The following is a 26,375-nucleotide window of genomic DNA, read 5'->3' as shown; positions in this document are numbered from 1 at the left end:
TATATTCAAGTAAATTTTATTTTTGACAATCCACCAGATAGTGAAGATTATATATGTAAAGCCCGATTATCTGTGGCAGCCAAAGCAGCTTCTTTGATGGCTTCGGTAAAGGTTGGGTGTGCGTGACTGATGCGTGAAATATCCTCAGCACTTGCTCTGAATTCCATAGCTGTTACGGCTTCGGCTATCATATCAGCAGCTCTGGCACCAATCATATGAACTCCCAAAATTTCATCGGTAGAGGCATCAGCTAATATTTTTACAAATCCGTCTGTGTCCATACTTGCTCTTGAACGTCCTAAAGCACGCATCGGGAATTGCCCCGATTTGAACGTAACACCCTTTTCTTTAAGTTGTTCTTCTGTTTTTCCTACCGAAGCAACTTCAGGCCAAGTGTAGACAACTCCAGGTATTAGATTGTAATCAATATGAGGTTTTTGTCCAGCTAATCGCTCAGCAACTAAAACGCCTTCTTCCTCTGCTTTGTGAGCTAACATTGCACCACGAACCACATCGCCAATCGCATAAATGTTTGATACATTGGTTTGTAAATGTGAGTTTACTTCAATTCTGCCACGTTCATCTGTTTTGATACCAACAGCTTCCAAATTCAGTCCATCAGTATAAGGTTTTCTTCCTACAGCGACCAAGCAATAATCACCTTCAAGTACAACTTCTTCTCCTTTTTGAGTAGTGGCTTTTACAGTTACCATATTTCCATTACGAGAAACTTCTTTTACTTGATGGCTTGTATAGAACTTAAAACCTTGTTTTTTAAGCACTTTTGTAAGTTCCTTCCCTAAACCTTTATCCATAGTAGGAAGAATACTATCCATATATTCAACAACAGAAACAGAAGCTCCCAATCGCTTGTAAACTTGCCCAAGTTCCAAGCCAATGACACCACCGCCAATAACGATTAAATGCTTTGGAATTTCGGTTAATTTAAGAGCTTCAGTAGAAGTTATAATACGTTCTTTATCAATAGTTATGAATGGTAAAGAGGAAGGTTTAGAACCTGTAGCGATAATTGTTTTTTGAGCTTCAATTTCTTCAGAAGAACCATCTTTTGAAGTGATTTTGATTCGAGTTGAATTTACGAAACTTCCCAATCCGTGAAAAACATCAATTTTGTTTTTATCCATCAAGAATTTAATTCCTGAACAAGTTTGCTCTACTACAGAATTTTTTCTGTCAATCATTTTTTTAAGGCTAACTTTTACTTCGCCAGTAATTTCAATGCCGTGTGTTTCAAAGTGTTTTAAAGCATCTTCGTAATGATGAGAAGAATCTAATAAAGCTTTTGAAGGAATGCAACCTACATTCAAACAAGTGCCACCCAAAGTGTCGTATTTCTCAATAATAGCCGTTTTGAATCCTAACTGTGCTGAACGAATGGCAGCTACATATCCTCCAGGTCCTGAGCCTATTACAACAATATCATATGTTTTCATAACTTAATACTTAAATTTTATGATTAATATCGCAAACGTACAAATAAAAAGATATAAAAACAAGAACCGATATTCTTCTTTTTAAGAATTGTTGAACAAAAATATAGAGTAAGGAGTTTATTTCTGTATCTTCGTTTCTTTCAAAAATTCAGCTGTAAAACTTTTTTTGTCTTTTGCTACTTCTTCAGGTGTTCCAGAGGCGACAACTTCACCGCCACCTTTTCCGCCTTCATAGCCTATGTCGATGATGTAGTCTACTTTTTTGATAACGTCAATATTATGTTCGATGACAAGCACGGTATTTCCTTTATCGACCAATTTATCCAAAACGTCTAAAAGTACTTTTACATCTTCAAAATGTAAGCCCGTAGTAGGTTCATCAAGAATATAAAACGTATTTCCAGTATCCTTTTTTGAAAGTTCTGTGGCTAATTTCACTCGTTGAGCTTCTCCACCCGAAAGCGTGGTTGATTGTTGTCCCAAAGTGATGTATCCGAGTCCTACTTCTTCAATAGTTTTTAATTTTCGATGTATTTTAGGAATATTTTCAAAAAAAACAACGCTTTCCGAGATAGTCATATCCAAAATATCGGCTATTGATTTTCCTTTGTAACGAACTTCGAGTGTTTCTCGGTTAAAACGTTTTCCTTTGCAGGTTTCGCACTCCACATAAACGTCTGGTAAAAAGTTCATTTCGATAACTTTCAGACCTGAACCTTCACACGTTTCGCACCTACCGCCTTTCACGTTAAAGCTAAATCTACCTGGTTTGTATCCGCGTATCATAGCCTCTGGCGTCTGTGTAAAAAGAGTGCGGATTTCACTAAAAACTCCCGTATAGGTTGCAGGGTTGGAACGAGGCGTTCTTCCGATGGGCGACTGGTCTATAGCGATTACTTTATCAATGTTTTCAAGTCCTTCGATGCTTTCATAAGGCATAGGTTTCTTTACCGCATTGAAAAAATGAGCGTTTAAAATCGGATAAAGCGTTTCATTTATCAAAGTGGACTTTCCGCTACCCGAAACCCCTGTTACGCCAATCATTTTTCCCAAAGGAAAAGTTACCGACACATTTTTGAGGTTATTTCCCGTACAGCCACGCAAAATAATTTCCTTACCGTTACCTTTTCTGCGTTCTTTGGAGGTATTTATTTGTTTTCGTCCACTAATATAGTCAGCAGTAATGGTGTTTGAAGCCATCATTTGCTTTGGAGTCCCCTGAAAGATAATTTCACCACCATTTTTTCCCGCTTTTGGTCCTATATCAATTACATAATCGGCCTCCAGAATCATTTCTTCGTCGTGTTCCACTACAATAACTGAGTTTCCGATGTCGCGAAGAGCTTTTAATGAATTGATAAGACGTTTGTTATCTCGTTGATGTAACCCAATGCTGGGTTCGTCCAAGATGTAAAGTACGCCCGTTAGTTGTGAACCGATTTGGGTAGCCAAACGAATTCGCTGAGCCTCCCCGCCTGATAACGATTTTGAACTTCGGTTAAGAGAGAGATATGTCAAACCTACATCTACCAGAAATTGCAATCGTGTGCTTATTTCTTTGATAATTTCCGATGCAATTTTCTGTTGTTTTTCTGAAATTTTTTCAGGAAGAACAGCAAACCAATCCGAAAGCTCTAAAATATCCATTTTGGAAAGTTCGGCGATGTTTTTCTCGTTTATTTTGAAGAAAAGAGCCTCTTTGCGAATGCGAGTTCCTTCACATTCAGGGCAAGGAAGCGTGTCCATAAAGTCGGAAGCCCATCTTTTGATGGAAACAGAATCGGAATTGTCGTGCTGATTCTTTATGAAGTTTACAATTCCTTCAAAATCAATTTCATATTCTCTTGTTATTCCTAAAACGTCTGATTTTATGGCATATTTTTCTTTTGCTCCGTATAGAATGATATCGATGGCTTCTTGCGGAAGGTCTTCTACATTATCAGATAGTTTTGCACCGAATTTGTGAAGGATAATCTCAAGTTGTTTAAATATCCAAGTGTTTTTTTGTTCGCCTATAGCAACAATAGCCCCAATTTTTATGGACATTTTTGGATTAGGAATGATTTTAGAAAGATTGACTTCCTGCACTTCTCCTAATCCGTTGCAATGCGGACACATTCCTTTGGGCGAATTGAACGAAAATGTGTTTGGTTCGGGCATCGGATATGAAATTCCCGTGCTTGGACACATCAAATTACGACTGAAAAACTGAATTTTTTCCGTTTCTTGGTCTAAAACCATCAGCACTCCGTCGCCGTATTGCATTGCTACTTTTATGGATTCCTGTAATCGACTTTGGGTATCTTTATTTGAATCGATAAGAAGTCTATCGACCACTATTTCAATATCGTGCGTTTTGTATCGGTCGAGTTTCATTCCTTTTTCAATATCCCGAATTTCGCCATTGGTACGCACTTTCACAAATCCTTGTTTAGCAATTTGTTCAAAAAGTTCGCGATAATGTCCTTTACGTGATTGCACCACTGGAGCGAGAATATTTATCCTTTTTTCGTGATATTTTTCTGTGATAAGTTCCTGAATTTGAGCATCGCTGTAACTTACCATTTTTTCGCCCGTCTTGTAGCTGTACGCATCGGATGCACGAGCGAAAAGAAGCCTCAAAAAGTCGTAAATTTCGGTTATTGTTCCCACAGTAGAGCGGGGCGATTTGGAAGTTGTTTTCTGTTCGATGGCGATAACTGGCGAAAGTCCGTCGATTTTATCAACATCAGGTCGTTCAAGCCCTCCTAAGAACTGCCTTGCGTATGCTGAAAAAGTTTCGATATAGCGTCGTTGTCCTTCGGCATAAATAGTGTCAAAAGCAAGTGATGATTTCCCGCTTCCTGAAAGCCCTGTAATTACTACAAGTTGCTCTCTGGGAATGTCAATGTCTATATTTTTAAGGTTGTGAGCTCTTGCCCCTTGAACTTCAATTTTGTTTTCCATACGTTGTTATCGAATCTTTGCCGAAAAAGCAAACTTTGGCAAAAATAGTAATTTTTTCGTTGATTAAATTTATAAACTAATTTCTGGATTCTTCTTCTTTTACAAAAGGTTTTTCCGCAAGTATTTCCTGTAAAAATGTAAGCATAAAGGGAAGCGTCTTTACTGGAAATTCAAATGTTTGTGGCTCAGAAAGTTGTATATCAAGTTTCCATTCTTCTTTATAAAAATGATAATTACTTTGGGTAATAACTACGAGTTTATTGTCTTTAAAATACAGATTATCAACTTCAAAGCGTTTCCAAGTAGGAACGGCATGAATCAGAAAAAGTCTCTGCGGTGTATCTTCTTCAATTGATGAGAAGTGTTTTGCATTTCCTTTTTCATCAAGATTTCCTGCAAAAATATTAGTTCCAGTGCCTTCTGAGTACATCGAAATGATTTCTCCTTCAGCAGTGTAGTTTGAACTACGAAATTCGTACAATTTACCAAGCCTTGTTATTAAAGTGATTTGGGATAAGTAAGGAGGGATTTCTCCCGTAAAAATTTTATTTTGATGTAAATAAACTAATGTTTTAAACCAAATTGCATCTTTTGGGTGTTGGGAGATTAGTTTTATAACTTTGTATTGCCCTTCTGAAAGTACTTCGAAAGAAATTTCAGTGTGTTGAGAATTTATTTGGAAATTATAAATAGGTAAAAGATAGCAATCTCCATACGGATTTTCGTCGTACTCAAAACATTGATTGTTATTGTTATAGATTAAACTTACACTTTCCTTGCTGTCATTTCCAATGTATACCGAAAAATATTCAAATTGAAATTTAGGTGAATGTTTTAGGGAAAATACTTTGGTTGGAATACTTATGGGAGTAGGCAACTGATATCCAAAACCGAAAATGGCTTTACGAATGAAATTGCTAAGTTCTTGTGTGTAACCGTTGTACAAAAATCCGTGTAAATACTCGATTTCTTCATAATTTTGGTTGAAAGTTGCTAAATTTTTACAGATTTCATATATGATAGGTTCAAAATCGGTTTGTGAAAGTTTGTTTCTGTCTAAATTGCTTAGTCTTTCAATAAATTGAGTTAAATCATCATCACATTTTTGAATATTTTCAATTGAAAAATATCTGTTTTCTTCGGAAGTAGCCTCAAATTCAGCTTCCATCTGCTTAATGATAGCTTGTTTTTGTTTTAGTAATTCTGCTTTCATAATTTTTTGATTAGATACTTACACAAAAATTTATTGTGAATTAAATTAAGAAAAAATGTGTGCAAAGGTATGAATTTTAACCCAATGGAGAATCACATATTTTATTAATACAGATAAATCATAAAAAAATAGTAGCTTTGCACTTTAATTATTTCAATAAACGAAGTAGTATCGTAGAGAAAATGAAAAAAGTAGTAGTAGGACTTTCAGGCGGTGTGGATAGCAGTGTTGCTGCATATCTTTTGCAACAACAAGGTTATGAGGTAATTGGCTTGTTTATGAAGAATTGGCACGATGATTCGGTTACTATTTCCAATGAATGTCCGTGGCTGGAAGATAGTAATGACGCTCTTTTGGTCGCTGAAAAATTAGGAATTCCTTTTCAAACGATTGATATGAGTGAACCGTACAAGCAACGTATTGTGGATTATATGTTTCGCGAGTATGAAAATGGTCGTACTCCTAATCCTGATGTGTTGTGTAACAGAGAGATAAAGTTTGATGTGTTTATGAATTTGGCCCTTTCACTTGGGGCTGATTACGTGGCAACTGGTCATTATTGTAGGAAAGAGGAAATTGTTGTTGACGGCAAAAAAATCTATCGTTTACTTTCAGGAAAAGACACAAATAAAGACCAATCTTATTTTTTATGTCAATTGTCACAAAAACAATTGAGTAAAGCTCTTTTTCCGATAGGTGAACTGCAAAAATCAGAGGTTAGAGCCATTGCAGCACAACAAAATTTGGTTACTGCTGAAAAGAAAGATTCTCAAGGACTTTGTTTTGTAGGGAAAGTGCGTTTGCCTGAATTTTTACAACAACAATTGCAACCTAAAATGGGAGACATTATCGAAATTTCAAATGATTGGGAGGGATACAATTCGTTTGATAGTTTAAAACTCTTTGAAACTTATGAAGATGAATTAAAATATCTTTCAAAACGATTCAAATATCAGTTTTCTGATGGGAAAAAAGTAGGAACACATCAGGGAGCACATTACTTTACAAAAGGACAACGAAAAGGACTGCATGTGGGAGGTACACCTGAGCCACTTTTTGTAATAGAAACCGATGTAAATCATAATGTTATTTATGTAGGACAAGGGCATAATCACAGAGGTTTCTTTCGTAAAGCTCTCTTCATAAAGGAGTGTGATGTGCATTGGGTTCGTGAAGATTTGGCTTTGCAAGTAGGTGAAAAGAGGGATTTTATGGTAAGGATTCGTTATCGTCAGCCTTTGCAAAAAGCTATTTTGTACAAAACGGAAAATGGGCTTTTTGTTCATTTTGAAGAGCCTCAAAGTGCTGTTACCGAAGGGCAATTTGCTGTTTGGTATGATAATGATGAACTTGTTGGCAGTGGAGTAATTGCTTAGAAAAAAGAAAATATTTTATAAAAATCTTAAAAAAGAGAATTAAATAAGAAAAACTTTCAAATTGTATTTTCTATTTTGATTGAAGATTTATTAAAAGATGAAATTGTTTAAAAGAAGTCCTTTCGGACAGATATTGTGGATAAAACGCTGGTTAATAAGGATTTTTGGGGTTGTTACACATAGCCGTTACAACGGATTTAATCAGCTCAAGATAGAAGGTTCGGACGTTATTAGAAATCTTCCTGAGGCAAATGTTTTGTTTATTTCAAATCATCAAACTTACTTTGCTGATGTGGCTGCAATGCTTCACGTTTTTAATGCAAGTTTGAAAGGGAGAGTAAATACGATTAAGAACATAGGTTATTTGTGGAATCCGAAGCTAAATATTTATTACATAGCGGCTTCCGAAACGATGAAGTCGGGTTTGCTTCCCAAAATTTTGAGTTACGTTGGGGCTATTCCTGTGGATAGAACTTGGCGGGAAAAGGGTAAAGAAATTCAGCGTGAAGTCAAACAAAGCGATGTTGAAAACATAGGCATTGCCTTAAATGACGGCTGGGTAATTACCTTTCCGCAAGGAACGACATCACCTTGGAAACCCATTCGTAAAGGAACGGCTCACTTAATAAAACAATACAAACCCGTTGTTGTACCTATCGTTATTGATGGTTTTCGCCGTTCGTTTGATAAGAAAGGAATCAATATTAAAAAGAAGGGCGTACGACAATCAATGGTTATAAAATCACCCCTACAAATTGATTATGAGAATGAAAGTGTTGAACAAATTGTTGAGAAAATAGAAATGGCAATTGAGCAACACGAATCGTTTTTGAAAGTTAAGAATTTAGAAAAAGAATAGTTAGAATATTTAATTCTAACTATTCTTTTTTTTATTGTTTTGGATAAATTTCTTTCAGTGCTTTCACATATACCAAAACACCTTTGTCTTTAAATTCTTCTTGCTCATAGAGTTTTATAGCTCCAACCTTATCAGCAGAAGTGAAAAGAAGAATTTCTCCTAAATCCAAAGATTTCCCCTTTTCAATGAGAGCTTGAATAAGTTGTTTGCCTATCTTTTTTCCGCGTTGCGATTCACTGACAACCACATCCTCAATCCAACCCTTATGTCCAGAAATAACTTTGTAAACTGCCATTGAAGCCATTCCTAAAAGCCTTCCATTTTCAATGTAACAGGCAATAAAAGGAGCTTCTTTTTCATTGTTAAAAACTTCAGAAAGAGGAAGTTGTTTTCTTTTACTAAGTAGGGAGAATAAATCACGAGCATCTTGCTCAATTACGGGCGTAATGAGCTCTTTTGTTAAAAATGTAATCATAGTTTTCTTCTTTATTTTGTTGAGCAAAACTAATGAAAAAATGTAATAAACAATGAGTTTCATAAAAAATAATTCTAAATGAAGATTATTTAAAAAAATTAATATTTGATAAGTGTATGATTTTTAAGCTTTTAAGGTTGATGTTTTAAAAAATAAAAATTATTGTTTTTGTTTTCATTAAACCATTTATTTTTTTTGATGTCTAATGAGTTGTATTTTTATAAAGTGAAATTATTTATTATGAAGAAATTGGTATTTCTATTTACTTTTATTACTTTTTCGGCTTGGGGACAAGAGTTTTCCATATCAGGAAAAGTGATTGATAATGAGACTAAAACCCCTTTGGAGTATGCAACTATTGTATTGGAGTCATTGAACAATCCCAGCAAAATAACAGGAGGTGTAACTAATGAAAAAGGAGAATTTAATGTAAAAGCTCCCAAAGGAGTGTATCATTTGAAAGTTCAGTTTTTTTCATTCAAAACGTATGAAGTGAAAAACTTTAACCTAAACGAAAACAAAAAGTTAGGAAATATTATTTTGAAGATTGATGTGGAGGAACTAAGTGGAGTTGAGGTTGTTGCTGAGCGAACTACAGTGGAGTTGCATTTGGATAAAAAAGTGTACAATGTAGGGCAGGATATGACCGTGAAAGGAGGTTCAGTTTCTGATGTTTTGGACAATGTGCCTTCCGTTTCGGTTGATACTGAAGGAAAAGTAAGTTTTCGAGGTAATGAAAGTGTCCAAATTTTGATTAACGGAAAGCCTTCTGCCTTGTCGGGAGTGAATGACGAAGCATTGCGTCAGCTTCCTGCAGAATCCATTGAAAGAGTGGAAGTTATTTCAAATCCTTCTTCGCGATACGATGCGGAAGGAACAGCGGGAATCATCAATATTATCCTTAAAAAAGGAAGTGCAGTAGGGTTTATGGGCTCAGTAACGGCTTCGGTAGGAAATCCAGAAGCGTATGAAGTTGGTACAAATTTGAGTTTGCGTAAAAAAGATTGGACTTTTTTCACAAATGTATCGTATCGCGATAGAAATTCTCCTGGAAATACGAAGTTTAGTCAGCAAAATTTGAATGATTTGGGAAAAGTAGCCAATTTTCAAGATGAAAATCGTAAAACAAATCGTTTTAGAAATGGTTATAATTTCAATTTTGGAGCAGAATATCGTATTAATGAGCAATCTTCAATTACAAATAGCTTTGTTTTAGGCTCAAGTAAGGGAAAAAACACAACAGATACTGATTTTTTTAATTACGATGTTAATCGGGTGCTTACAGCAAAACGTTACAGAAATAATACAGAATCAGATGATGATTTTCGTTTTCAGTATTCACTCAATTTTGAGCATAAGTTCAATAATGATGGACATAAATTAACAGCTGATTATCAATTTTCTTCATCAAAAGAAGATGAAAATGCCATTATTAAGGAGAGAAATTTGACAACGAATACAGATTTAGAAACTGAACAAACCATTGGAAAAGAGAAAGGTATAAAACACTTGGCTCAGATAGATTATGTACTTCCGTTTGGTGAAAATAATAAATCGCAGTTCGAGGCAGGTTATCGAGGAACACTTGATGAAACCGATATTGATTTTACCGCAGGAATTTTTGATGCTGTAGGAAATTTAATTCGAAATCCAAACTTTAGCAATCATTTCTTTTACGAACAATACATCAATGCTTTTTATTCGCAATTGGGTACAAAATTAGGTAAATGGAATTTTATGGGAGGTTTGCGTTTTGAACATACCAAAGTTATTTCGTTGTTGAAAGATACAAATGAAAATTATTCCAAAAAATATTCGGGTTTATTTCCATCGGTTTATTTAGGATATGAATTTTCTGAAGAACAGCAACTTAGTGTAAGTTATAGTCGTCGTTTGCGTCGTCCTTGGTCACGTTTTATCAATCCGTTTGTATCTCGTTCAAGTAATACAAATTTATTTAGCGGAAATCCCGATTTGGACCCAACGTACACAAATGCCTTTGATGTTGCATATTTAAAAAGATGGGATAAAGTTAGTTTGAATACTTCTGTGTATTACAATCATTCTACAGAAGTTTTTGAAATGATTTCTTTGGAAACAGGTGATTTTATTACAGTAAACGGGCTTTCGGTTCCAGTTATGATGCGTCGCCCAATTAATCTTTCAGATGAAGATAGGGTAGGGGTTGAGTTTACCGCTAATTATACACCAAAAAAGAATTGGCGTTTTTCGCTAAATATGAATTTTTATCATTATAAATCAAGTGGTTCTTATACATATACAAACTATAAGAATATTACAACTACACAGAATTTTGATACAGAAGCTAATTCGTGGTCAAGTCGTTTTACGGCGAAGTTACCTTTAATATATAATATTGATTTTCAAATAAATGTTACATACAGTGCTCCCAGAAAATCAGCTCAATCTGAAATCGAAGGAAATTTATCAGCGAATTTAGCTTTAAGTAAGGAAATATTCAATAAGAAAGGAAATATTTCATTGAATGTGAGTGATTTATTCAATTCACGAAAGATGATTGCAGATACCCAAACAGCAAGAGTCATTACCCATTCCGAAATGCAATGGCGTCAGCGTCAAATAATGCTCAATTTTACATACCGATTTGGAAACATCAAAGGGCAACAAAAAGAACGCAAAAATCAACGTGATAACACAATGGAGGATACAGAGATGGAGTTTTGAGGAAAAAAGGTTATTCACGTATGAGAACGTTCTTTTTTGCCGATTTACAGTTACGTAAGTCGGCTTTTTTGTGTACAAACTTTTCTCTTTCATTTAATAATAATATCTTTGCACCCGATTTAATTTTTAAAGACAATGCTAACAGTTTCAAATTTATCGGTTCAGTTTGGGAAAAGAGTTTTGTTCGATGAGGTAAATGTAACCTTTACACAGGGCAATTGCTACGGGATTATCGGAGCAAACGGAGCAGGAAAATCCACTTTTTTAAAAATCCTTTCTGGAAAAATAGAGCCTACCAGTGGGCGTGTTATCCTTGAACCTGGCAAACGAATGTCAGTTTTGGAGCAAGACCACTATGCTTATGATGAATTTACGGTTTTGGAAACCGTGATTATGGGAAACAAAGTGCTTTCTGCCATAAAAAAAGAAATGGACGAGCTTTATGCCGATTATTCCGATGAAAATGCCGACCGAATTGGCGAACTACAACTACAATTCGATGAAATGAACGGCTGGAATGCTGAAAGCGATGCTGCTGCCTTGCTTTCCAACTTAGGAATTTCTGAAGATATGCACTATACTTTGATGGGCGAAATGGACGGAAAGTTAAAGGTTCGTGTACTTTTGGCTCAGGCTCTTTTCGGAAATCCTGACGTGCTTATTATGGACGAGCCTACCAACGACCTCGATTTTGAAACTATCGGTTGGCTGGAAAACTTCTTGGCAAATTACGATAACACGGTAATTGTCGTTTCGCACGACCGACACTTTTTAGATGCTGTGTGTACCCACATTTCTGACATCGATTTCGGGAAAATTAACCACTATTCCGGAAACTATACTTTCTGGTATGAAAGTAGTCAATTAGCTGCCCGTCAACGTGCACAACAAAACAAAAAGGCAGAGGAAAAAGCCAAAGAGTTGCAAGAATTTATCGCTCGTTTTAGTGCCAACGTGGCAAAGTCAAAACAGGCAACTTCTCGTAAAAAGATGTTGGAAAAATTGAATATTGAAGAAATCCGACCTTCATCGCGTCGTTATCCTGCTATTATTTTTGACAAAGAACGAGAAGCAGGAGACCAAATTTTGCACGTGGAAAACCTTTCAGCTTCTATCGATGGTGAAATTTTGTTCCAAAAAGTGGATATTAACTTGGCAAAAGACGATAAAGTGGCTGTCATTTCAAAAGATTCACGAGCTACAACGGCTTTTTATCAAATTCTGAATGAAAAACAACAACCCGATAGTGGAAAATTCCAATGGGGAGTAACCACATCGCAATCGTATCTTCCTGTGGACAATTCGGAATATTTCAATAACGATTATTCGCTGGTGGATTGGCTTCGTCAGTGGGCAAAAACGGAAGAGGAACGTGAGGAAGTGTACATACGTGGATTTTTGGGCAAAATGCTGTTCAGCGGTGAGGAAGCCTTGAAAAAATCATCGGTGTTGTCGGGAGGAGAAAAGGTACGTTGTATGCTTAGCCGTATGATGATGCTTCGTGCTAACGTACTGATGCTTAACGAACCAACGAACCATTTGGATTTGGAGAGTATCACAGCTTTCAACAACTCGTTGAAGAATTTTAAAGGAAATGTTTTGTTTACCACACACGACCACGAATTTGCTCAAACCGTTGCCAACCGAATTATTGAGCTTACCCCCAACGGAGTTATCGACCGTTATATGACTTTTGACGAGTATATGGACGATAAAAACATTCAAGACCTTCGCAAAACGATGTACGAAAGAAAATAAACGCTTTCAGAAACTAAAAAATAAGTACAATAAACAACTCCGAATGCATATTTTGTGTTCGGAGTTTTTTTATACACTGAAAGAAAAGCAAAAAAGAACTTAAAGAATTTAAAGAAGATAAAAAATAGGTTCTGGAATCTAAAATATTGTCTTTGGAATCTAAATTTTAGTCATCGGAAGCTAAAATATTGTCATCGGAAGCTAAAAAATAGTCATCAGAATCTAAAATATTGCTTCTGGAATCAAAAATATTGTTTTCGGAATCTAAATTATTGCTTTCTGAATCTAAAAAATAGTCATCAGAATTTAAAATATTGATTATGGAATCTAAATTTTAGTCATTGGAATCTAAAATATTGTTTTAAAAACAATTTTATTTTAAAAAAAGCTAAAAGAAAAAAGGTTATCATTCTTTCTGAATTGATAACCTTTTCCCTACTTTGATATTTTATTTAGTAATTGATTTCGATTGTAGTTACGTATTTTTCTTTATTCCGAGTATTTTCGTAATTTTCAGTGATTTTGGTAACATAGCCTTCCTTATCGAATTCGTATTCATAAGTGTAAGTATATACATCTGAAGAAACTTTAGTAGGAAGCATTTTTGAGTTTTTTCCTACAGGAAAAGGTAAATAAATTAAAAACATTTTATAATAATGAGAACGACTTAAAATTAATGAAAAATTATTTTTATTGACATTTTTTCCATATTCAATTCTTACAGCAGGATTATTTTTGTCCCCTAAAGCTACAAAATTACCATTTTCCCAATGATAATCATATATTTCATCTTTATCGATGGTTCCTTCAGCTGCTTTGTTGATTTCTTGAATCAATTGATTCTCAGCATTGTATTTATATTCATATTTTTTATCGTAAGTTTCTTTTTTTATTAAAGAAACGACATTTCCTTTTTCGTTAATTGTAGCTGATACCTTAAATACTCCAATCTCAATCTTATTTTTTGAGTAAGATATATCAATTACATCACCTATTTTAGTAATTTTATTTTCATTATTGTATGTATAATGAATTATAGCTTCTTTTAAATTCTCTTCTCCGCCGTTGATTTTTATTGACTTAATAAGTTTTACGGGAGTTGAATCATTTTCATTAGGTTTTGGACTATCGGTATCCTTTCCACAAGAAATAGTAGCTAATGACACTACTAAAAAAATCATTTTTAAAACACTTTTTTTCATTTTACTCAATTTTTATCTGTTGAAAGCACAAATGTATAGAATCTTTTTTAATTTTTCCCTTCTACTTTTAAGAATCGAAACGAAAAAAATAGTATGATAAAGCAATCAAATTAATTTATTAGACTTCAATTGATATGGAATATCTTTATTGAAGAATAAAAATACTAATCAAAATCTAAATTATTGCTTTCTGAATCTAAAAAATAGTCATTGGAAGCTAAAATATTGTTTCTTGAACCTAAAAAATACTCATCATAACCTAAAATATTGTCATTAGTATATTTTTGTATTGTTTTGAATGAAATAGGAATTAGTGAATATCTGGGGATTCTGTGGGAAATAATAAAAATATTGCTTTGAAAATCAAAAAAATAATTTACATTAGCACTTTAAATCTTAAGGAAATCATTATGAAAGGAAAAAGTATTTTAATTATGGGGTTGGCAGTTGCTTTTGTAGCTTGTAATCAACAAAATAAACAGACAACAAACATAAATTCACTTACCAAACAAGAAAATATTGAAAATCAGCCTTTTTTAAAACAAATGGAATATTCCAATTTGGTGGATAAAGCCAGTCAGGAAGAAGTAAAACAGGCACTTGCCAATGCTGGAATTGCTCAAGCTAATATTGAAGCTTTCTTTGAAAATGTGAACTATTTTAATAATTTGGTAGGCGATGTAGGATTGGTTCAGCAAGGGTTTTCTACTTCGGATAACTTAACTCCTAAGTATGACCAAGTTAGTGTTATAGAACGTTGGGATAAAAAACACCCTAATTTTCCTGGTTACAATTGTAGAATTACTTCTTTGGATTTATTACGTGATTTTGTGGAGGTTAAAGAGCCTAAAACTAACGTTGGTTTAAATCTATTTGTGGATAATGATGCATTGGAGAACAATCCTAAAAGGGTATTTTCTGAGAGGGAAAAGGAAGTTTTTATGAATTTATACACCAATTTCCCAACTCCGTACGTTTCTGATACTCAAAAGCATATTGAAAATGCACGAAAAAATTGGAAAGAGAAAGGCATCACGTTTCCTCATAAAAATGATAGAGCCAAAGCGTCGCTCATTTCGGTTTTTTTTCATTCGGCGATTACTCCTGAGGAAAGTGAATTATTTGTAGGTCACGTGGGGGTTTTAGTTCCAACAACGGATAACAAACTTATTTTTATCGAAAAATTATCTTTCCAAGAGCCTTACCAAGCGGTGAAATTTAACAATCGTACTGAGCTAAACGATTTTTTGATGCATCGTTACGATGTAGAATGGAATCAACCTACGTCAATTCCATTTATATTTGAAAACGATGATTTATTAGAAGGTTATCGCCCAAATGAAAATAAGGTAAAACAATAATAAATCAATTCTTTGAGTTGATTAGCTTTTTGTTTATTTTCTTTTGAAAATTTAAAATAAAATACAGAATATCATTAGGATTGTAAATTATATTTATTAGATTTGCCTTTTAAAATTGTAAACATATGAAAAAGTGGATTATTATTGTGGCAATACTTGCCGTTGTAGGATTTTGGGGCGTTAGTAAAAATAACCAAATGGTGCGTCTTAAAGGAGAAGCCGAAAAAGAGTGGGCAGATGTGGAAAGTTCATACCAACGTCGTTCTGACCTTATCGGCAATTTGGTAAAAACAGTTCAAGGAGCTGCCGACTTTGAAAGAGGAACATTAACACAAGTTATTGAAGCTCGTTCTAAAGCTACTTCTGTAAATGTAGATGCCTCTAATTTAACTCCTGAAGCCATCAATCAGTTTCAAGAAGCACAAGCTGGGCTTACTTCAGCTTTGTCTCGATTGTTAGTAACTGTGGAACGCTATCCTGATTTGAAAGCAAACCAGAATTTTTTACAATTACAATCACAAATTGAAGGTACTGAGAACAGAATTAATGTGGCTCGTAATCGTTTTAATGCTTCAGCTAAAGAATATAATGTATACATTGAGTTATTCCCTAACAGCTTGATTGCAGGATTTACAGGCCGCTCAAAAATGCCTTTGTTCAAAGCAAAAGAAGGAGCTGAAAACGCACCAGAAGTTAACTTTGATTTTAAATAAATGCCAAGAATTGAAGATTTTTTAACTTCGCAAGAAGAAAAAGAAATTATAGAAGCCATTCGTGTTGCCGAAAAAACTACTTCGGGCGAAATACGTGTGCATTTAGAAGCTAAAACTTCCACAGAACCTCTTGAAAGAGCTGTGGAGGTTTTTCATTTATTGAAAATGGACACTACAACCCAGCGTAATGGTGTGCTGTTCTATTTTGCTGTTCAGGATAAGAAATTTGCCATCTATGGAGATGAAGGCATTAACAAATTAGTTCCACCAGATTTTTGGGAAACTACAAAAAACCAAATGCGGTTGCATTTCCAGAAAGGACAATTCTGTCAGGGAATTATTGAGGGCATTCTTAAAGCTGGTGAAGAGTTGAAACGTTATTTTCCATATCAGAAAGAAGATGTTAATGAGCTTCCTGATGATATTTCAAAAGGAGAAATTTGATGAAGAAATTATATTATTGTATCATATTGCTTTTTGCCATTCAGCCATTGCTTTTGGCACAAGTTCCTAAGTTAAAGAATCCGAATGAAGCAGTGCAGGATTATGCCAACGTACTTTCCGATCAAGAAAGAATGTTTCTTAATACAAAGTTAGCTCATTACGCAGATTCTACTTCCACAGGAATTGTCATTGCAATTGTTCCAACAACCAATGATGATATTAATTTTCAGGCAGCTGAAATTCTTTCCGAATGGAAAATTGGACAAAAAGGAAAGGATAATGGCGTACTGATATTAATGGCTTCTGAGCAACGAAAGGTAGCAATATCAACAGGTTATGGGGTAGAAGAATACCTAACCGATGCACTGAGTAAGCAAATTATCACACAAGATATGATTCCTCATTTCAGGCAAGGGAATTATTATGCGGGTTTTGATAGTGCCACAACTTCGATAATGCAGGTGCTTTCAGGTACGTACAAGAATGACGTTACCTCAACGCAGGGCATACCTTTCTCGGTGATAGTTATTTTTGGAATTGCAATGCTTTTACTGATTATAGCTTTGTCAAAAGGAGGTAAAGGCGGAAATAATAGTCGTGGAGGCGGTGGTTTTGACCTTTTTGATATGATAATTCTTTCCAGTATGGGGCGAAACTCTGGCGGTTTTGGCGGAGGCTTCGGCGGTGGAGGAAGTTCAGGAGGTTTTGGAGGCTTCGGCGGTGGAATGGGCGGAGGCGGAGGAGCCAGTGGAAGCTGGTAACACCATTTTCGCTTTATCGCTGTTTGCTTTATAAAGAAATCCAAAAAAATCTGAATAAAAAGCAAGTGAAATTCGTAAAATTAGACTCAATGGTACGAAAAAGATTGAGTGTTGAGCGACGTAGCTTTAAGTTCTGTTAGGAATTTTCTGACGTACGTCTTTATATAGAAAACCTCGAAATGAAGTTTTTTCTTAAGAAGAAAAATTTCGTTTCGAGGTTTTTCAATTATCAAGTTACTTGATATTAACTTCAAACATCTTCTGATTTTCCAAAAATCCTTCAAGTACATCGTTGGGAGCTACACTGCCCACTCCAGCGGGTGTCCCTGTGAAGATAATGTCGCCTTTGCGTAGAGTGAAAAATTTTGATGCTTCTGAAATGATTTGGTCAAACTTCCAAATCATTAAATTTGTGCTGCTTTCTTGAACTTTTTGTCCGTTCTTTTCCAATCGGAAAGCAAGTGAATTTAAATCAGGAAAGCGTGACTTTTCGATAAAATTCCCTATAATCGCCGAGCCATCAAATGCTTTGGCTTTTTCCCACGAAAGTCCTTCTTTTCGAAGTTGTGCTTGTACATCACGAGCTGTAAAGTCAATTCCTAAACCAATTTCATCGTAATATTTGTGTGCGAACTTCTCCGAAATGTGCTTCCCGTTCTGATTAATTTTCAGGATTACCTCAATTTCGTGATGTAAATCGTTGGTGAAATCGGGAATGTAATACGGCATTTCAGGATTATGAATAGCAGTATCGGGTTTTAGGAATAATACCATATTATCGGGTTGTTTCCCATCAAATTCTTTAATATGGTCGATGTAATTTTTTCCTACACAGATGATTTTCATATACTATCAGGTTAATATGTGTGTTTTTGTTACGATATTTATTTTGCTTAATTCTTTTCGATGACTTTTAAATCGCTTGCGTTTTCAATAGGCAAACTGTTGTATTCCAACGTCCAACCGATGGATTTTGTTAAGAAAATGATGTTTGCTAATTCTGAAATTAGGCGATTTTCTGCATTTTTCTTTAGGTTGGATTGTGCAATCTTCTTCTCCAATTCGGCGTTCACTTGGCGTTGGATTTTATTAACATCATCAGTTCCGAACGGATTTACTGGGTTCTGACTAACATCGTAGTACTTCATTTTGGGATAAATCTTAAGTTCGGCATCAGGGATAGACTTGATAATCACTTTTTTATTGACCTCATCAATGTCGTAAACTATCTTATGCAAATCGTAAGAAACGGTAACATCTGCATTGACAACGATTAGAATCTTTTTATCGAATGAAAGCAAGTCCATAAAATACTTCTGGCTATCAGTGTAAGAAATCACCTCAGCAAAATGCCCTTCTGTTACTACAAGTTTGCTAACATTGGCTATTTGTGTTTGAATCAGAGCCGAATCTGCCTCCAATGTTTCCCTTGCTTCCTTTCTGTCCCAAAAGAACTTAACAAGTAGCAATACGGCTACAGCGGTGAGCATTCCAAAGATAAATTTTTTCATAGTAGGTTTATTTTTAGGTTTTTTATAGGACGTACGCAATAATTTTTGCGTTTTATTTGGAAAAGATTTCAGCTAAATTATTTTGAAAATCCTTTTAGTTTGATGGCTGTTAGTACCTTTTTGGTGTACAGCGGAAAGTCAGCATTCAAAATCCAGCCGAAGTAACCAGGTTCTTCTTCCAGTATTTCTTCTACTTTTCTGCCTTTGTGCTTTCCGAAGGTGAAAATGGTTTCATTTTTGTCGTTCAGTGCAATAAATCCAGCAAAGTCTACCGCTTGTTTTCGAGTGGTGAACTCGCTGAGTTTTTTCATATCGTTTTCGAGTTCGCTGTATCGGTCGAGTTGTGATTTTAGTATCTCATAGGTGGCATTGGTGTCCGCTGCTGCTGAGTGCGCGTTGTCCAATGTTTTTCCGCAGTAGAACTTATAAGCGGCACTCAGGGTGCGTTGTTCCATTTTGTGGAAGATGGTTTGTACATCTACCGTTACGCGGTTTCCTAAATCAAAATCGACGTCGGCACGGAGCATTTCTTCCGCTAAAAGAGGAATATCGAAGCGGTCGGAATTGTAACCTGCCAAGTCCGAATCTTTAATCATATTATGAATGGTTTTGGCAAGTTCCTTGAAAGTGGGTTCGTTGGCTACGCGTTCATTGGTAATTCCGTGTACATCACTTGCTCCTTTGGGTATCGGAATTGTAGGATTTACCAACCACGTTTTACTTTCTTTATTCCCATTAGGATATACTTTTAGTATGGAGATTTCAACAATGCGGTCTTTAGTAATGTCTGTTCCAGTGGTTTCCAAATCGAAGAAACAAATCGGTTTTGATAGTTTTAGTTCCATATGAATGTTTTATTTAAGCAGTAGAAATTAGTAATTGGGTAGTAAATATGTACGAAAATATGCTGTAAAACAGAAAAGCATTCTGTGTAAAGCTAAGTAAAATCAAAGTTTTAGGATTGTAAGACTTCGATTTCGCTCAGTCTGACAACTGCAATGATTGCGATACTTTTTACGGCATTTTTTATATATTTATCTCATAGATAAAGCATACTGATACGCTATATTTTTTGATTACTTCCCAATAAAAAATTTCTTTCTTATAGTTGTTTTTTGTATTTGGTTATGTAATTAATGTCTTTCTTATAGTGAGCAAAATAATTTATTGCTTCATTTGATTTTGATTACTTCAGTAGGAAAATTATAGCAGACTATTTATAAATCGTCATTTTCACTATTCAGAACTAAGGTGCGAACCCATTGATTCGTTTCATCAAACCCTTCAAGCCAAGCAATTTTCCATTGTCCGTCTTCTTTTTTTGCTCGGACTTTGTAAACAGATGTATTCCAAAAACGTTCAGCCCATCGCCACTGAAAACTGGCAGTATCCTCTTCAATCTTTATGTTTTCAATGGTCATTCGCTCATAATAATCGTATGAAGGAATGTCCCGACATAGGCACCAATCGTTCGTTTCCTTGTCAAATGGAGAAATATCACCCACTGCCCATTTTACGTGATGCTCTCGCAAAGCAAAATCTATATTGTGACCTATTTCGTCATACAGGTTGATAAAATCTCTTCCGAAGAAGCCCGATTTTTCAAGTTTGCGTATCTGTGCATCGTGGATAGCGAAATCTATACCATTATATAAGGTATCATTAAGGTTGGCAACAGGCACAAAATCTTCATAAGAATATTCCTTTTCCAACCATTTGTAGGCATTACGCGTGAGATTAAGCAGTGCCAAGCTGTCATTTTCTACGCTTTGGGTTTCATTTTCTGACCTATTACTCATCGCTTGTTTACGTTCATAGGATTGTTTACACGCTATCAGAGCCACAAAGGTAACAATTAAACTGAGTTTTTTCATCGTTTTTTTGTTTTTATTTTATAGGTGTGTGTTATGTGTTTTTGTAGTTTTTAATCTTTATGTTTAACTATGTATTTTTAACTTATGTAGTATTAAAAAACTTTTTTAAAACAAAACATATTTTAATTTTAACCCCAAAGTAGGAGCGAAAAGCCAGTATTTACTATTACTTTCTTGCTTAATGTACGATTTGCGATAATAATGCCCTATACCGATATGAAAGGTAAAAAGTAATTTTTTAATGAGTTGTGTTTGTACGCCCCAATGTACTTCGTTAATCATTCTTATGTCATTATCGCGAGTAGCTCCGTATAGTATTTTATTTTGAAAGGCAATGAAATTTCCTTTATTAAAGGAATTATCTTTTCCTTTACGTTCACGATGATTACGATTGTAATAATGACGAAGAGCAACTTTGGTATAGGGTGAAAATTTTTCAGTTAGTGAATTTATTGAGTATCCCGTTTCTGATTTAAAAAAATCAATAATTCCTGCGGACAATTCAGCTTCAGTATTTTTTAAAAGAGGTTGTTCATAGGCAATGCCTAACGATATTATTGAGGCTTCCAAACTGAACTGCCTTTGCAAATCAGATTGAGCGTATGTAAAGAAAGGTAATCCCCAAAAAATAACTCCTATTAGATAATTTTTTTTCGATAGGGTAAATTGTAATTTTTTCATATTTAAAAAATACTTTTTTTATTAAGTGTATGGCAAATATAACCCTTTTTTTAAGTAATGTGTTTTCAGTGCTATATTTTGTTTATAAATGATTGATTTATAGTTGTTTTGTATTTGATTTTTAAGAGGAATAGTTTTGCAATATTGTTATTTCCGTCAATTTAAAAATTTCTTGACGTGAGAAAAAAAATTTCTTGACGTTAAGAAATTTTTTTTCTCACGTCAGTTTTTTTCCTATCTACTGAAAGAAAATATTTTTCGTGCCAAAAGCTATAAAAAAACGGCTGTATAACAAATACAGCCGTAAGGTTCAAAAGTTTGTTTTACGATTTTTCAAAAGAAATTCCTTCAATAGCCTTTTTCATTTCTACCCCAGGGGTAAAGATAATACGTACATCTTTAATCATCGAGGCGTTGAAGTCCTTTTCATTTTCGACGCCTTCACTGCTAATGGAGATGCGGAATGTTCCGAAATCACCCAGCTTTACGCTGTTTCCTTTTACCAATTCTTTGGGCAATTCTTCAAGTAAATTCTGAATTACATTGGCGATGTCCCCAGCCGTGAGTGACGATTTGGACGAAATGTTCTTAGCGATATCCTTTTGTTCTACTTTACTCGAAATTACCGCATTGGCATACCATTTCTTTTTGGAGCGGTCTTGTGGATTTACTTTCTGTACTAAATGATACTTCATAGTTGTATGTTTTTTAAGTGAAACAATATTGTTTGAAAAGTAACTTTTCGCTACCAAATGTACTCATTTTCTGTAATAAAACAAAATAATTAACGTTTTGTTAGTTTAAAGCAGAGTAAAAGTTAAAAAATTTGGAGCATAATTATTTTTTCGTTTCTTTGCAACGTTTAATTATAATAAGATTGTAAAATGAAAAGAAATGTACTATTAACAATGACAGCACTGCTTACTTTGTGGGTAGCTTCGTGCGGTAAAAGCGATAGCGATACTCCTATCACACCAGAGGATAAAACGCCAATGAAGAGAATTAAAGAGGTGAATTTTACCTATATAGACAGTGATTACGTTCCTACTATTGACTTGATAACAAATCCGCACACTACTCAAAATTGGAGTGATATTTATAATGAAAAAATAAACAAAAGCTACACATTAAAAACGGCGAAAGTAAGTTATGAATACAACGAAGCAGGTAAAATTACAAAACTTACCGAATCAGATGAAGGTAGAGAAGACCGTGTAACACAGTTTTCATACGCAGAAAATGAAATGACCATAACCTCTAAAAATGACAAAGGAGAATTGGAAAGTTACAAAGTTCAATTTGATAAAGATAAAAATCCTGTGATTGAAGGATTTATTTTTAATAGTGAAGGTCAATTGATACAAAGGGAAGACGAAAAACTTACTTGGGAAAATGGAAATATATTGAAACTAGAGAAAGAGCGTATAAAACCAAGAGAAAAGGAAGTTTTTGAGTATCATTTTTCCTACTATACGGATAAGCCTAATAGAAATAAGTTCTTGCTTTGGGATGTAGAAGGAATGTTATATACAACATATAGCTTGTATTTTGATAGAGGTATAGGACTCCCTTACGGAATCGCTACCAAAAATTTGGTAAAATCAATTGTATTTAACTTGGATAAAGTAGAAATTTTCAAAAATGATTACACTTATGTGTATGATAACGAAGGTTATGTAACTGGTATTACAGAGCAAGGATATGGAAGGGAAGGGGGGACATCAGGAAATACTTATGTTGAAGGAATTACAAATTCAGAGATGTTTAGAAACTTTGTTGAACGTGTAAAAAAAGGAACAGAAAAAGGTTTTACGTACAAACTTGTAAGTGATAAAGATGGAAAACTAACTTTTGAAATTATACAATCAATGAAGATAACCAAAGATTCTAACGGAAAACCTATAGATTTATTGACAGATAAGGTGTATAAGCATACTATGAATTATACCGAAAATAACGGGGTGCGTACTTATGAAAGATTTGATTTGCATATCTTTTTCCGCTCGAAGATGGTTACAAATTACCAGATAAACTATTAGAAAATACATAACAAAATAACAAAAAAACACTGTAAAAGTTTTTTAACTTCTACAGTGTTTTCTTCTTTATAAAAGCTCTTATTTGCTAAACTAAGCGGTAAGAAAATAATTTTTATTTTGAAAGACGTAACAAAATTGTTTCGTGCGAGTCTGCCGTAATCTTCATTTGGTTGTTTTTAATAGCCGATGCTTTTTTCGTCCAAAGGTCTTTGGCGGTTGTTTTGCCCGTGATTCCTAATTCATCTAATTTCAGATTGAAGCTACGTTTATTATCAGCAGTATTTAAAATCCCGATAGCTATATCTCCATTTTGCAATGGTTTTAGGAATATTTGCCAGTCGTTGCTATTCACGATTCGTGAGGCTTGTTTACCAAGTTTATCTTGATTAATTTTAATTACATCGTGATTCATTAAGATTTTGTGTGTGGTTTCGTTCATATTTCTGACATCACAGGTAATCATTAGAGGGGCAGCCATTAAACACCAAAGCGACATTTGTGAACGATATTCTGTATCGGTGCAACCTACACCTCCTAAATCACCAGAAGGTCCTTTCTTGCCATATAATCCAATAACGAGCATATCGGCATCGTTCCAACCGTTGATTCCTGCATAAGAGCTGAGTTCTGCATTTCGATTCACAATGTCTAAAATACCTGCTCCTACTCTGTGAAGTTCTTTTGCATTCTTGTAAGGTTCTATGCTTTTCCATTTATCACGAACGTCGGCTGTGGTTCTCCAAAGTTGTCCTCCCGCTTTTTTCCCCCACAACCAAGGCTCTCGGTCACCCCATTCACAGATAGCAAAAGTGATTTCTCTACCACTGTTTTGTAAAGCGATTGCCATCTTTTCATAACGCTCAATAGCAACTTTCCAATCGGAAGGAGCGTGACAGTAATCATATTTCAGGTAATCAATGCCCCATTGAGCAAAAGTTTTAGCATCTTTTTCCTCAAAGCCATAACTTCCAGTATAACCTGCACAAGTAAGTTCAGCAGCGTTAGAGTAAATTCCCAATTTCATTCCTTTACTATGAACATAGTCGGCAAAAGCCTTCATTCCTGAAGGAAATTTTTTAGGGTCAGGAATAAGATTATTTTTAGCGTCTCTTCCTCCTTGCCAACCATCATCAATAAAAATAAAGTTGTACCCAGCATCACGTAATCCTGTACTTACCATTGCATCAACAACTTCTTTGAGTTGACTTTCAGAAATGTTCTCAGCAAAATAGTTCCAAGTCATAAACCCCATAGGTGGTATTTCGGCTGTAGCTCGTTGTGCGAGGGAGTTTGTAACCATAAGTAGTAACATAACTCCTAAAAATAGATGTTTTCTCATCATAATTTAAGTTTTTAAAAATTAATTATGTACTAATAAAAATTTGAATGCTGCGGTTAATGAAAGTCTGTCTTAACGCAAAGAAAGACCATACAAAGATACAATATAAATTTTGGAAAACGGTTTTTTTCTCCTAATATAAATACTTTTCCTACAGAAGAAAGCGTCTAAAAATTTCTTTATTGACTGTAGAAAAAGCAAACCAATCGTGAAGCAATTGCGAGAATTACAGTGTGAGGTTAATCGACGTACTGGGGATAAATTTCTGAAAGGTATTTTTCTCTGTTTTTTGGTAAGTACACGGCTGACACATACATCAAGACAATGTAAAAAGCAAAAAAGGCAGAACAAAAAGCGATGAATGTTTGGTTTTCAGGAAGATGCTTTGCAAATTGGATACTCATTTGCAAAGGAAAAAACATTGTAAAGCCATATCCGTTTGATTGCATAATAATATCTTCAAAAAGCCATCTCTTATTGGTACTTTTCTTAAAAAGACGTTTGTTTCTGATAAAGCTAATAACATAAACAATGAAAATAGTACATAAAATCAACGGAATAAGTATTTTTACGTGTCCTAACAAAGAAAGCAGTGTATAGAAAGCAAGTCCGATGCATAAGGTTAGCAGTACTTTCGGGATAGTGAAGAACTCTTTAGTTTTTTGCCAAAGAATGCGATTGTAACGTTTATTCATTTGTTTGGTTTTTTCTTCTAATATATCCATAAATCCAAACACCCCGAATTTTCGGAATTCTTTCTGCAAGGCCGTTTCAAAATCGTCGTCAGGAAATTCTTGCCAATGCGTTTCGATAGCATTTGCCAGATGGTCAACCAGTTCAGTTTGTACGTCAAAGTATTCCACGTAATGCTGACGTGTAAATTCATACAGACGTTCGATTTGTTTTGGGGTTACTTTTTTCATAGTAGAAACTTAGTTTAAGAGTTCAAATTTGTATTCGGGGAACATTTCCAGAAAGTAGCGGTCACTATTTTTCGGAATATGATAGCTTATAATATACGTGTAGATAAATTGAAGTGTAAAGCCTATAACAATAAATAAAATAGGGATATGCTGCTTTTGAACGAACAGCCAATAATAAGATATGGTGTGCACGGAAGAATGTAGCAACAAAGGATAATTATCCTGATACAGAAAGATGTTTTTAAAGAGCCATTGTTTGTTTGATTTTCTTTTGTAAATAGATTTAGTTTTCATAAAAATGGCACCTTTGAAAATATAAAACGCAATGATAATTCCTAAGAAAGGTATCCACATAGTATTGAAAGCGGAAAGTAATGTATATATTACAGCTGATATAAAAAGAGTAAGTAGTATTTTAGGAAAGGTGAAGAACTCAATTTTTTTCTTCCAAAGCACTCTTTTGTACAATTTTTCCATCTGTTTTGTTTTCTCCTCCACAATATCATTAAACCCAAACACCCCGAATTTACGGAATTCTTTCTGCAAAGCCGTTTCAAAATCGTCATCAGGAAATTTTTGCCAATACGTTTCGATAGCATTTGCTAAATGGTCAACCAGTTCAGTTTGTACGTCAAAGTATTCCACGTAATGGTGACGCGTAAATTCATACAGACGTTCGATTTGCTTTGGGGTTATGGTTTTCATAAAATTTTTCGATTTTAGTTTATGTGTTTTTATTT

23 protein-coding genes are annotated in these 26,375 nt (G+C 34.6%); 9 read left to right on the top strand and 14 right to left on the bottom strand.

Annotated features, from left to right (window positions below; translation table 11 throughout):
* Positions 1-47: 47 nt before the first annotated feature.
* From lpdA to YW9_RS0101720, 3 genes are all read right to left on the bottom strand, one after another.
* Positions 48-1,454 (bottom strand): dihydrolipoyl dehydrogenase, encoded by a 1,407-nt coding sequence (gene lpdA / locus YW9_RS0101730; RefSeq protein WP_018278452.1) that lies wholly within the window; start codon positions 1,452-1,454, stop codon positions 48-50.
* Positions 1,455-1,571: 117 nt separating this feature from the next.
* Positions 1,572-4,400, bottom strand: a complete 2,829-nt coding sequence (gene uvrA, locus YW9_RS0101725) for an excinuclease ABC subunit UvrA (RefSeq protein ID WP_018278451.1) — start codon at positions 4,398-4,400, stop codon at positions 1,572-1,574.
* Between the two features lie 76 nt (positions 4,401-4,476).
* Entirely contained in the window at positions 4,477-5,613 is a 1,137-nt protein-coding gene (locus tag YW9_RS0101720; protein ID WP_018278450.1) for a hypothetical protein, read from the bottom strand.
* Between the two features lie 182 nt (positions 5,614-5,795).
* Between YW9_RS0101720 and mnmA the strand changes: the two genes are divergently transcribed.
* Positions 5,796-6,989 carry a tRNA 2-thiouridine(34) synthase MnmA gene (gene mnmA / locus YW9_RS0101715; protein WP_018278449.1) on the top strand — a complete coding sequence of 398 codons (1,194 nt, stop codon included), beginning with the start codon at positions 5,796-5,798 and terminating at the stop codon, positions 6,987-6,989.
* A 97-nt stretch (positions 6,990-7,086) separates the two neighbouring features.
* Positions 7,087-7,848, top strand: coding sequence for a lysophospholipid acyltransferase family protein (locus YW9_RS0101710; protein WP_018278448.1), 762 nt, complete (start codon positions 7,087-7,089; stop codon positions 7,846-7,848).
* Positions 7,849-7,879: 31 nt separating this feature from the next.
* On the opposite strand, the gene YW9_RS0101705 is transcribed toward YW9_RS0101710, so the two are convergent.
* Complete coding sequence (locus YW9_RS0101705) at positions 7,880-8,323, bottom strand: GNAT family N-acetyltransferase (RefSeq protein WP_026193733.1); 444 nt, start codon at positions 8,321-8,323, stop codon at positions 7,880-7,882.
* Positions 8,324-8,563: 240 nt separating this feature from the next.
* Here YW9_RS0101705 and YW9_RS0101700 point away from each other — a divergent pair, with 240 nt between their 5' ends.
* Positions 8,564-11,029: an outer membrane beta-barrel family protein gene (locus YW9_RS0101700; protein WP_040353627.1), complete on the top strand. Its 2,466-nt coding sequence runs from the start codon at positions 8,564-8,566 to the stop codon at positions 11,027-11,029.
* A gap of 135 nt (positions 11,030-11,164) precedes the next feature.
* Positions 11,165-12,787 carry an ABC-F family ATP-binding cassette domain-containing protein gene (locus YW9_RS0101695; protein WP_018278445.1) on the top strand — a complete coding sequence of 541 codons (1,623 nt, stop codon included), beginning with the start codon at positions 11,165-11,167 and terminating at the stop codon, positions 12,785-12,787.
* 452 nt (positions 12,788-13,239) lie between these two features.
* On the opposite strand, the gene YW9_RS0101690 is transcribed toward YW9_RS0101695, so the two are convergent.
* Entirely contained in the window at positions 13,240-13,989 is a 750-nt protein-coding gene (locus YW9_RS0101690) for a DUF4595 domain-containing protein (protein ID WP_018278444.1), read from the bottom strand.
* A 410-nt stretch (positions 13,990-14,399) separates the two neighbouring features.
* Between YW9_RS0101690 and YW9_RS0101685 the strand changes: the two genes are divergently transcribed.
* The 4 genes from YW9_RS0101685 (at position 14,400) to YW9_RS0101670 (ending at position 17,268) form a co-directional block, all read left to right on the top strand.
* The gene (locus tag YW9_RS0101685; protein WP_026193731.1) at positions 14,400-15,350 is read left to right on the top strand and encodes a DUF4300 family protein; all 951 of its coding nucleotides are present in this window, start codon (positions 14,400-14,402) and stop codon (positions 15,348-15,350) included.
* Between the two features lie 125 nt (positions 15,351-15,475).
* Positions 15,476-16,063, top strand: coding sequence for a LemA family protein (locus YW9_RS0101680; protein ID WP_018278442.1), 588 nt, complete (start codon positions 15,476-15,478; stop codon positions 16,061-16,063).
* Positions 16,064-16,507: a TPM domain-containing protein gene (locus YW9_RS0101675; protein WP_018278441.1), complete on the top strand. Its 444-nt coding sequence runs from the start codon at positions 16,064-16,066 to the stop codon at positions 16,505-16,507.
* Positions 16,507-17,268 (top strand): TPM domain-containing protein, encoded by a 762-nt coding sequence (locus YW9_RS0101670; protein WP_018278440.1) that lies wholly within the window; start codon positions 16,507-16,509, stop codon positions 17,266-17,268. The genes YW9_RS0101675 and YW9_RS0101670 overlap by 1 nt, the downstream gene beginning before the upstream one ends.
* Positions 17,269-17,502: 234 nt before the next feature.
* On the opposite strand, the gene YW9_RS0101665 is transcribed toward YW9_RS0101670, so the two are convergent.
* The 6 genes from YW9_RS0101665 to YW9_RS0101640 form a co-directional block, all read right to left on the bottom strand.
* Positions 17,503-18,114: a fumarylacetoacetate hydrolase family protein gene (locus YW9_RS0101665; protein ID WP_018278439.1), complete on the bottom strand. Its 612-nt coding sequence runs from the start codon at positions 18,112-18,114 to the stop codon at positions 17,503-17,505.
* 47 nt (positions 18,115-18,161) lie between these two features.
* Positions 18,162-18,779: a DUF4230 domain-containing protein gene (locus YW9_RS0101660; protein ID WP_018278438.1), complete on the bottom strand. Its 618-nt coding sequence runs from the start codon at positions 18,777-18,779 to the stop codon at positions 18,162-18,164.
* Positions 18,780-18,856: 77 nt separating this feature from the next.
* Positions 18,857-19,624: a 3'-5' exonuclease gene (locus YW9_RS0101655; RefSeq protein ID WP_018278437.1), complete on the bottom strand. Its 768-nt coding sequence runs from the start codon at positions 19,622-19,624 to the stop codon at positions 18,857-18,859.
* A 372-nt stretch (positions 19,625-19,996) separates the two neighbouring features.
* Positions 19,997-20,653 carry a hypothetical protein gene (locus YW9_RS0101650; RefSeq protein WP_018278436.1) on the bottom strand — a complete coding sequence of 219 codons (657 nt, stop codon included), beginning with the start codon at positions 20,651-20,653 and terminating at the stop codon, positions 19,997-19,999.
* Positions 20,654-20,758: 105 nt separating this feature from the next.
* Positions 20,759-21,334, bottom strand: coding sequence for a hypothetical protein (locus YW9_RS0101645; protein WP_018278435.1), 576 nt, complete (start codon positions 21,332-21,334; stop codon positions 20,759-20,761).
* 323 nt (positions 21,335-21,657) lie between these two features.
* Entirely contained in the window at positions 21,658-22,029 is a 372-nt protein-coding gene (locus YW9_RS0101640; protein ID WP_018278434.1) for an HU family DNA-binding protein, read from the bottom strand.
* A 189-nt stretch (positions 22,030-22,218) separates the two neighbouring features.
* On the opposite strand from YW9_RS0101640, the gene YW9_RS0101635 reads away from it, so the two are divergent.
* Entirely contained in the window at positions 22,219-23,373 is a 1,155-nt protein-coding gene (locus tag YW9_RS0101635) for a hypothetical protein (protein WP_018278433.1), read from the top strand.
* Positions 23,374-23,485: 112 nt separating this feature from the next.
* Here YW9_RS0101635 and YW9_RS0101630 read toward each other — a convergent pair whose 3' ends face one another.
* The 3 genes from YW9_RS0101630 to YW9_RS0101620 all read right to left on the bottom strand — a co-directional run bounded on the left by YW9_RS0101630 (position 23,486) and on the right by YW9_RS0101620 (position 26,340).
* Positions 23,486-24,715 carry a glycoside hydrolase family 27 protein gene (locus YW9_RS0101630; RefSeq protein WP_231555626.1) on the bottom strand — a complete coding sequence of 410 codons (1,230 nt, stop codon included), beginning with the start codon at positions 24,713-24,715 and terminating at the stop codon, positions 23,486-23,488.
* Positions 24,716-24,951: 236 nt separating this feature from the next.
* Positions 24,952-25,635 carry a hypothetical protein gene (locus YW9_RS12375; RefSeq protein ID WP_018278431.1) on the bottom strand — a complete coding sequence of 228 codons (684 nt, stop codon included), beginning with the start codon at positions 25,633-25,635 and terminating at the stop codon, positions 24,952-24,954.
* 9 nt (positions 25,636-25,644) lie between these two features.
* Positions 25,645-26,340, bottom strand: coding sequence for a hypothetical protein (locus tag YW9_RS0101620; protein ID WP_155848696.1), 696 nt, complete (start codon positions 26,338-26,340; stop codon positions 25,645-25,647).
* Between the last annotated feature and the right edge of the window lie 35 nt (positions 26,341-26,375).

The organism is Capnocytophaga cynodegmi DSM 19736 (genome assembly GCF_000379185.1).
In the GTDB taxonomy this organism is placed as follows: Bacteria; Bacteroidota; Bacteroidia; order Flavobacteriales; family Flavobacteriaceae; genus Capnocytophaga; species Capnocytophaga cynodegmi.
Note: the sequence above shows the minus strand (reverse complement) of the source record. Positions and strands in the feature narration are given on the sequence as shown.

What these genes read in the sequence shown, in the direction of transcription:
- lpdA (WP_018278452.1), bottom strand. Translation starts at nt 1,454, where the DNA reads ATGAAAACATATGATATTGTTGTAATAGGCTCAGGACCTGGAGGATAT.
- uvrA (WP_018278451.1), bottom strand. Translation starts at nt 4,400, where the DNA reads ATGGAAAACAAAATTGAAGTTCAAGGGGCAAGAGCTCACAACCTTAAA.
- YW9_RS0101720 (WP_018278450.1), bottom strand. Translation starts at nt 5,613, where the DNA reads ATGAAAGCAGAATTACTAAAACAAAAACAAGCTATCATTAAGCAGATG.
- mnmA (WP_018278449.1), top strand. Translation starts at nt 5,796, where the DNA reads ATGAAAAAAGTAGTAGTAGGACTTTCAGGCGGTGTGGATAGCAGTGTT.
- YW9_RS0101710 (WP_018278448.1), top strand. Translation starts at nt 7,087, where the DNA reads ATGAAATTGTTTAAAAGAAGTCCTTTCGGACAGATATTGTGGATAAAA.
- YW9_RS0101705 (WP_026193733.1), bottom strand. Translation starts at nt 8,323, where the DNA reads ATGATTACATTTTTAACAAAAGAGCTCATTACGCCCGTAATTGAGCAA.
- YW9_RS0101700 (WP_040353627.1), top strand. Translation starts at nt 8,564, where the DNA reads ATGAAGAAATTGGTATTTCTATTTACTTTTATTACTTTTTCGGCTTGG.
- YW9_RS0101695 (WP_018278445.1), top strand. Translation starts at nt 11,165, where the DNA reads ATGCTAACAGTTTCAAATTTATCGGTTCAGTTTGGGAAAAGAGTTTTG.
- YW9_RS0101690 (WP_018278444.1), bottom strand. Translation starts at nt 13,989, where the DNA reads ATGAAAAAAAGTGTTTTAAAAATGATTTTTTTAGTAGTGTCATTAGCT.
- YW9_RS0101685 (WP_026193731.1), top strand. Translation starts at nt 14,400, where the DNA reads ATGAAAGGAAAAAGTATTTTAATTATGGGGTTGGCAGTTGCTTTTGTA.
- YW9_RS0101680 (WP_018278442.1), top strand. Translation starts at nt 15,476, where the DNA reads ATGAAAAAGTGGATTATTATTGTGGCAATACTTGCCGTTGTAGGATTT.
- YW9_RS0101675 (WP_018278441.1), top strand. Translation starts at nt 16,064, where the DNA reads ATGCCAAGAATTGAAGATTTTTTAACTTCGCAAGAAGAAAAAGAAATT.
- YW9_RS0101670 (WP_018278440.1), top strand. Translation starts at nt 16,507, where the DNA reads ATGAAGAAATTATATTATTGTATCATATTGCTTTTTGCCATTCAGCCA.
- YW9_RS0101665 (WP_018278439.1), bottom strand. Translation starts at nt 18,114, where the DNA reads ATGAAAATCATCTGTGTAGGAAAAAATTACATCGACCATATTAAAGAA.
- YW9_RS0101660 (WP_018278438.1), bottom strand. Translation starts at nt 18,779, where the DNA reads ATGAAAAAATTTATCTTTGGAATGCTCACCGCTGTAGCCGTATTGCTA.
- YW9_RS0101655 (WP_018278437.1), bottom strand. Translation starts at nt 19,624, where the DNA reads ATGGAACTAAAACTATCAAAACCGATTTGTTTCTTCGATTTGGAAACC.
- YW9_RS0101650 (WP_018278436.1), bottom strand. Translation starts at nt 20,653, where the DNA reads ATGAAAAAACTCAGTTTAATTGTTACCTTTGTGGCTCTGATAGCGTGT.
- YW9_RS0101645 (WP_018278435.1), bottom strand. Translation starts at nt 21,334, where the DNA reads ATGAAAAAATTACAATTTACCCTATCGAAAAAAAATTATCTAATAGGA.
- YW9_RS0101640 (WP_018278434.1), bottom strand. Translation starts at nt 22,029, where the DNA reads ATGAAGTATCATTTAGTACAGAAAGTAAATCCACAAGACCGCTCCAAA.
- YW9_RS0101635 (WP_018278433.1), top strand. Translation starts at nt 22,219, where the DNA reads ATGAAAAGAAATGTACTATTAACAATGACAGCACTGCTTACTTTGTGG.
- YW9_RS0101630 (WP_231555626.1), bottom strand. Translation starts at nt 24,715, where the DNA reads ATGATGAGAAAACATCTATTTTTAGGAGTTATGTTACTACTTATGGTT.
- YW9_RS12375 (WP_018278431.1), bottom strand. Translation starts at nt 25,635, where the DNA reads ATGAAAAAAGTAACCCCAAAACAAATCGAACGTCTGTATGAATTTACA.
- YW9_RS0101620 (WP_155848696.1), bottom strand. Translation starts at nt 26,340, where the DNA reads ATGAAAACCATAACCCCAAAGCAAATCGAACGTCTGTATGAATTTACG.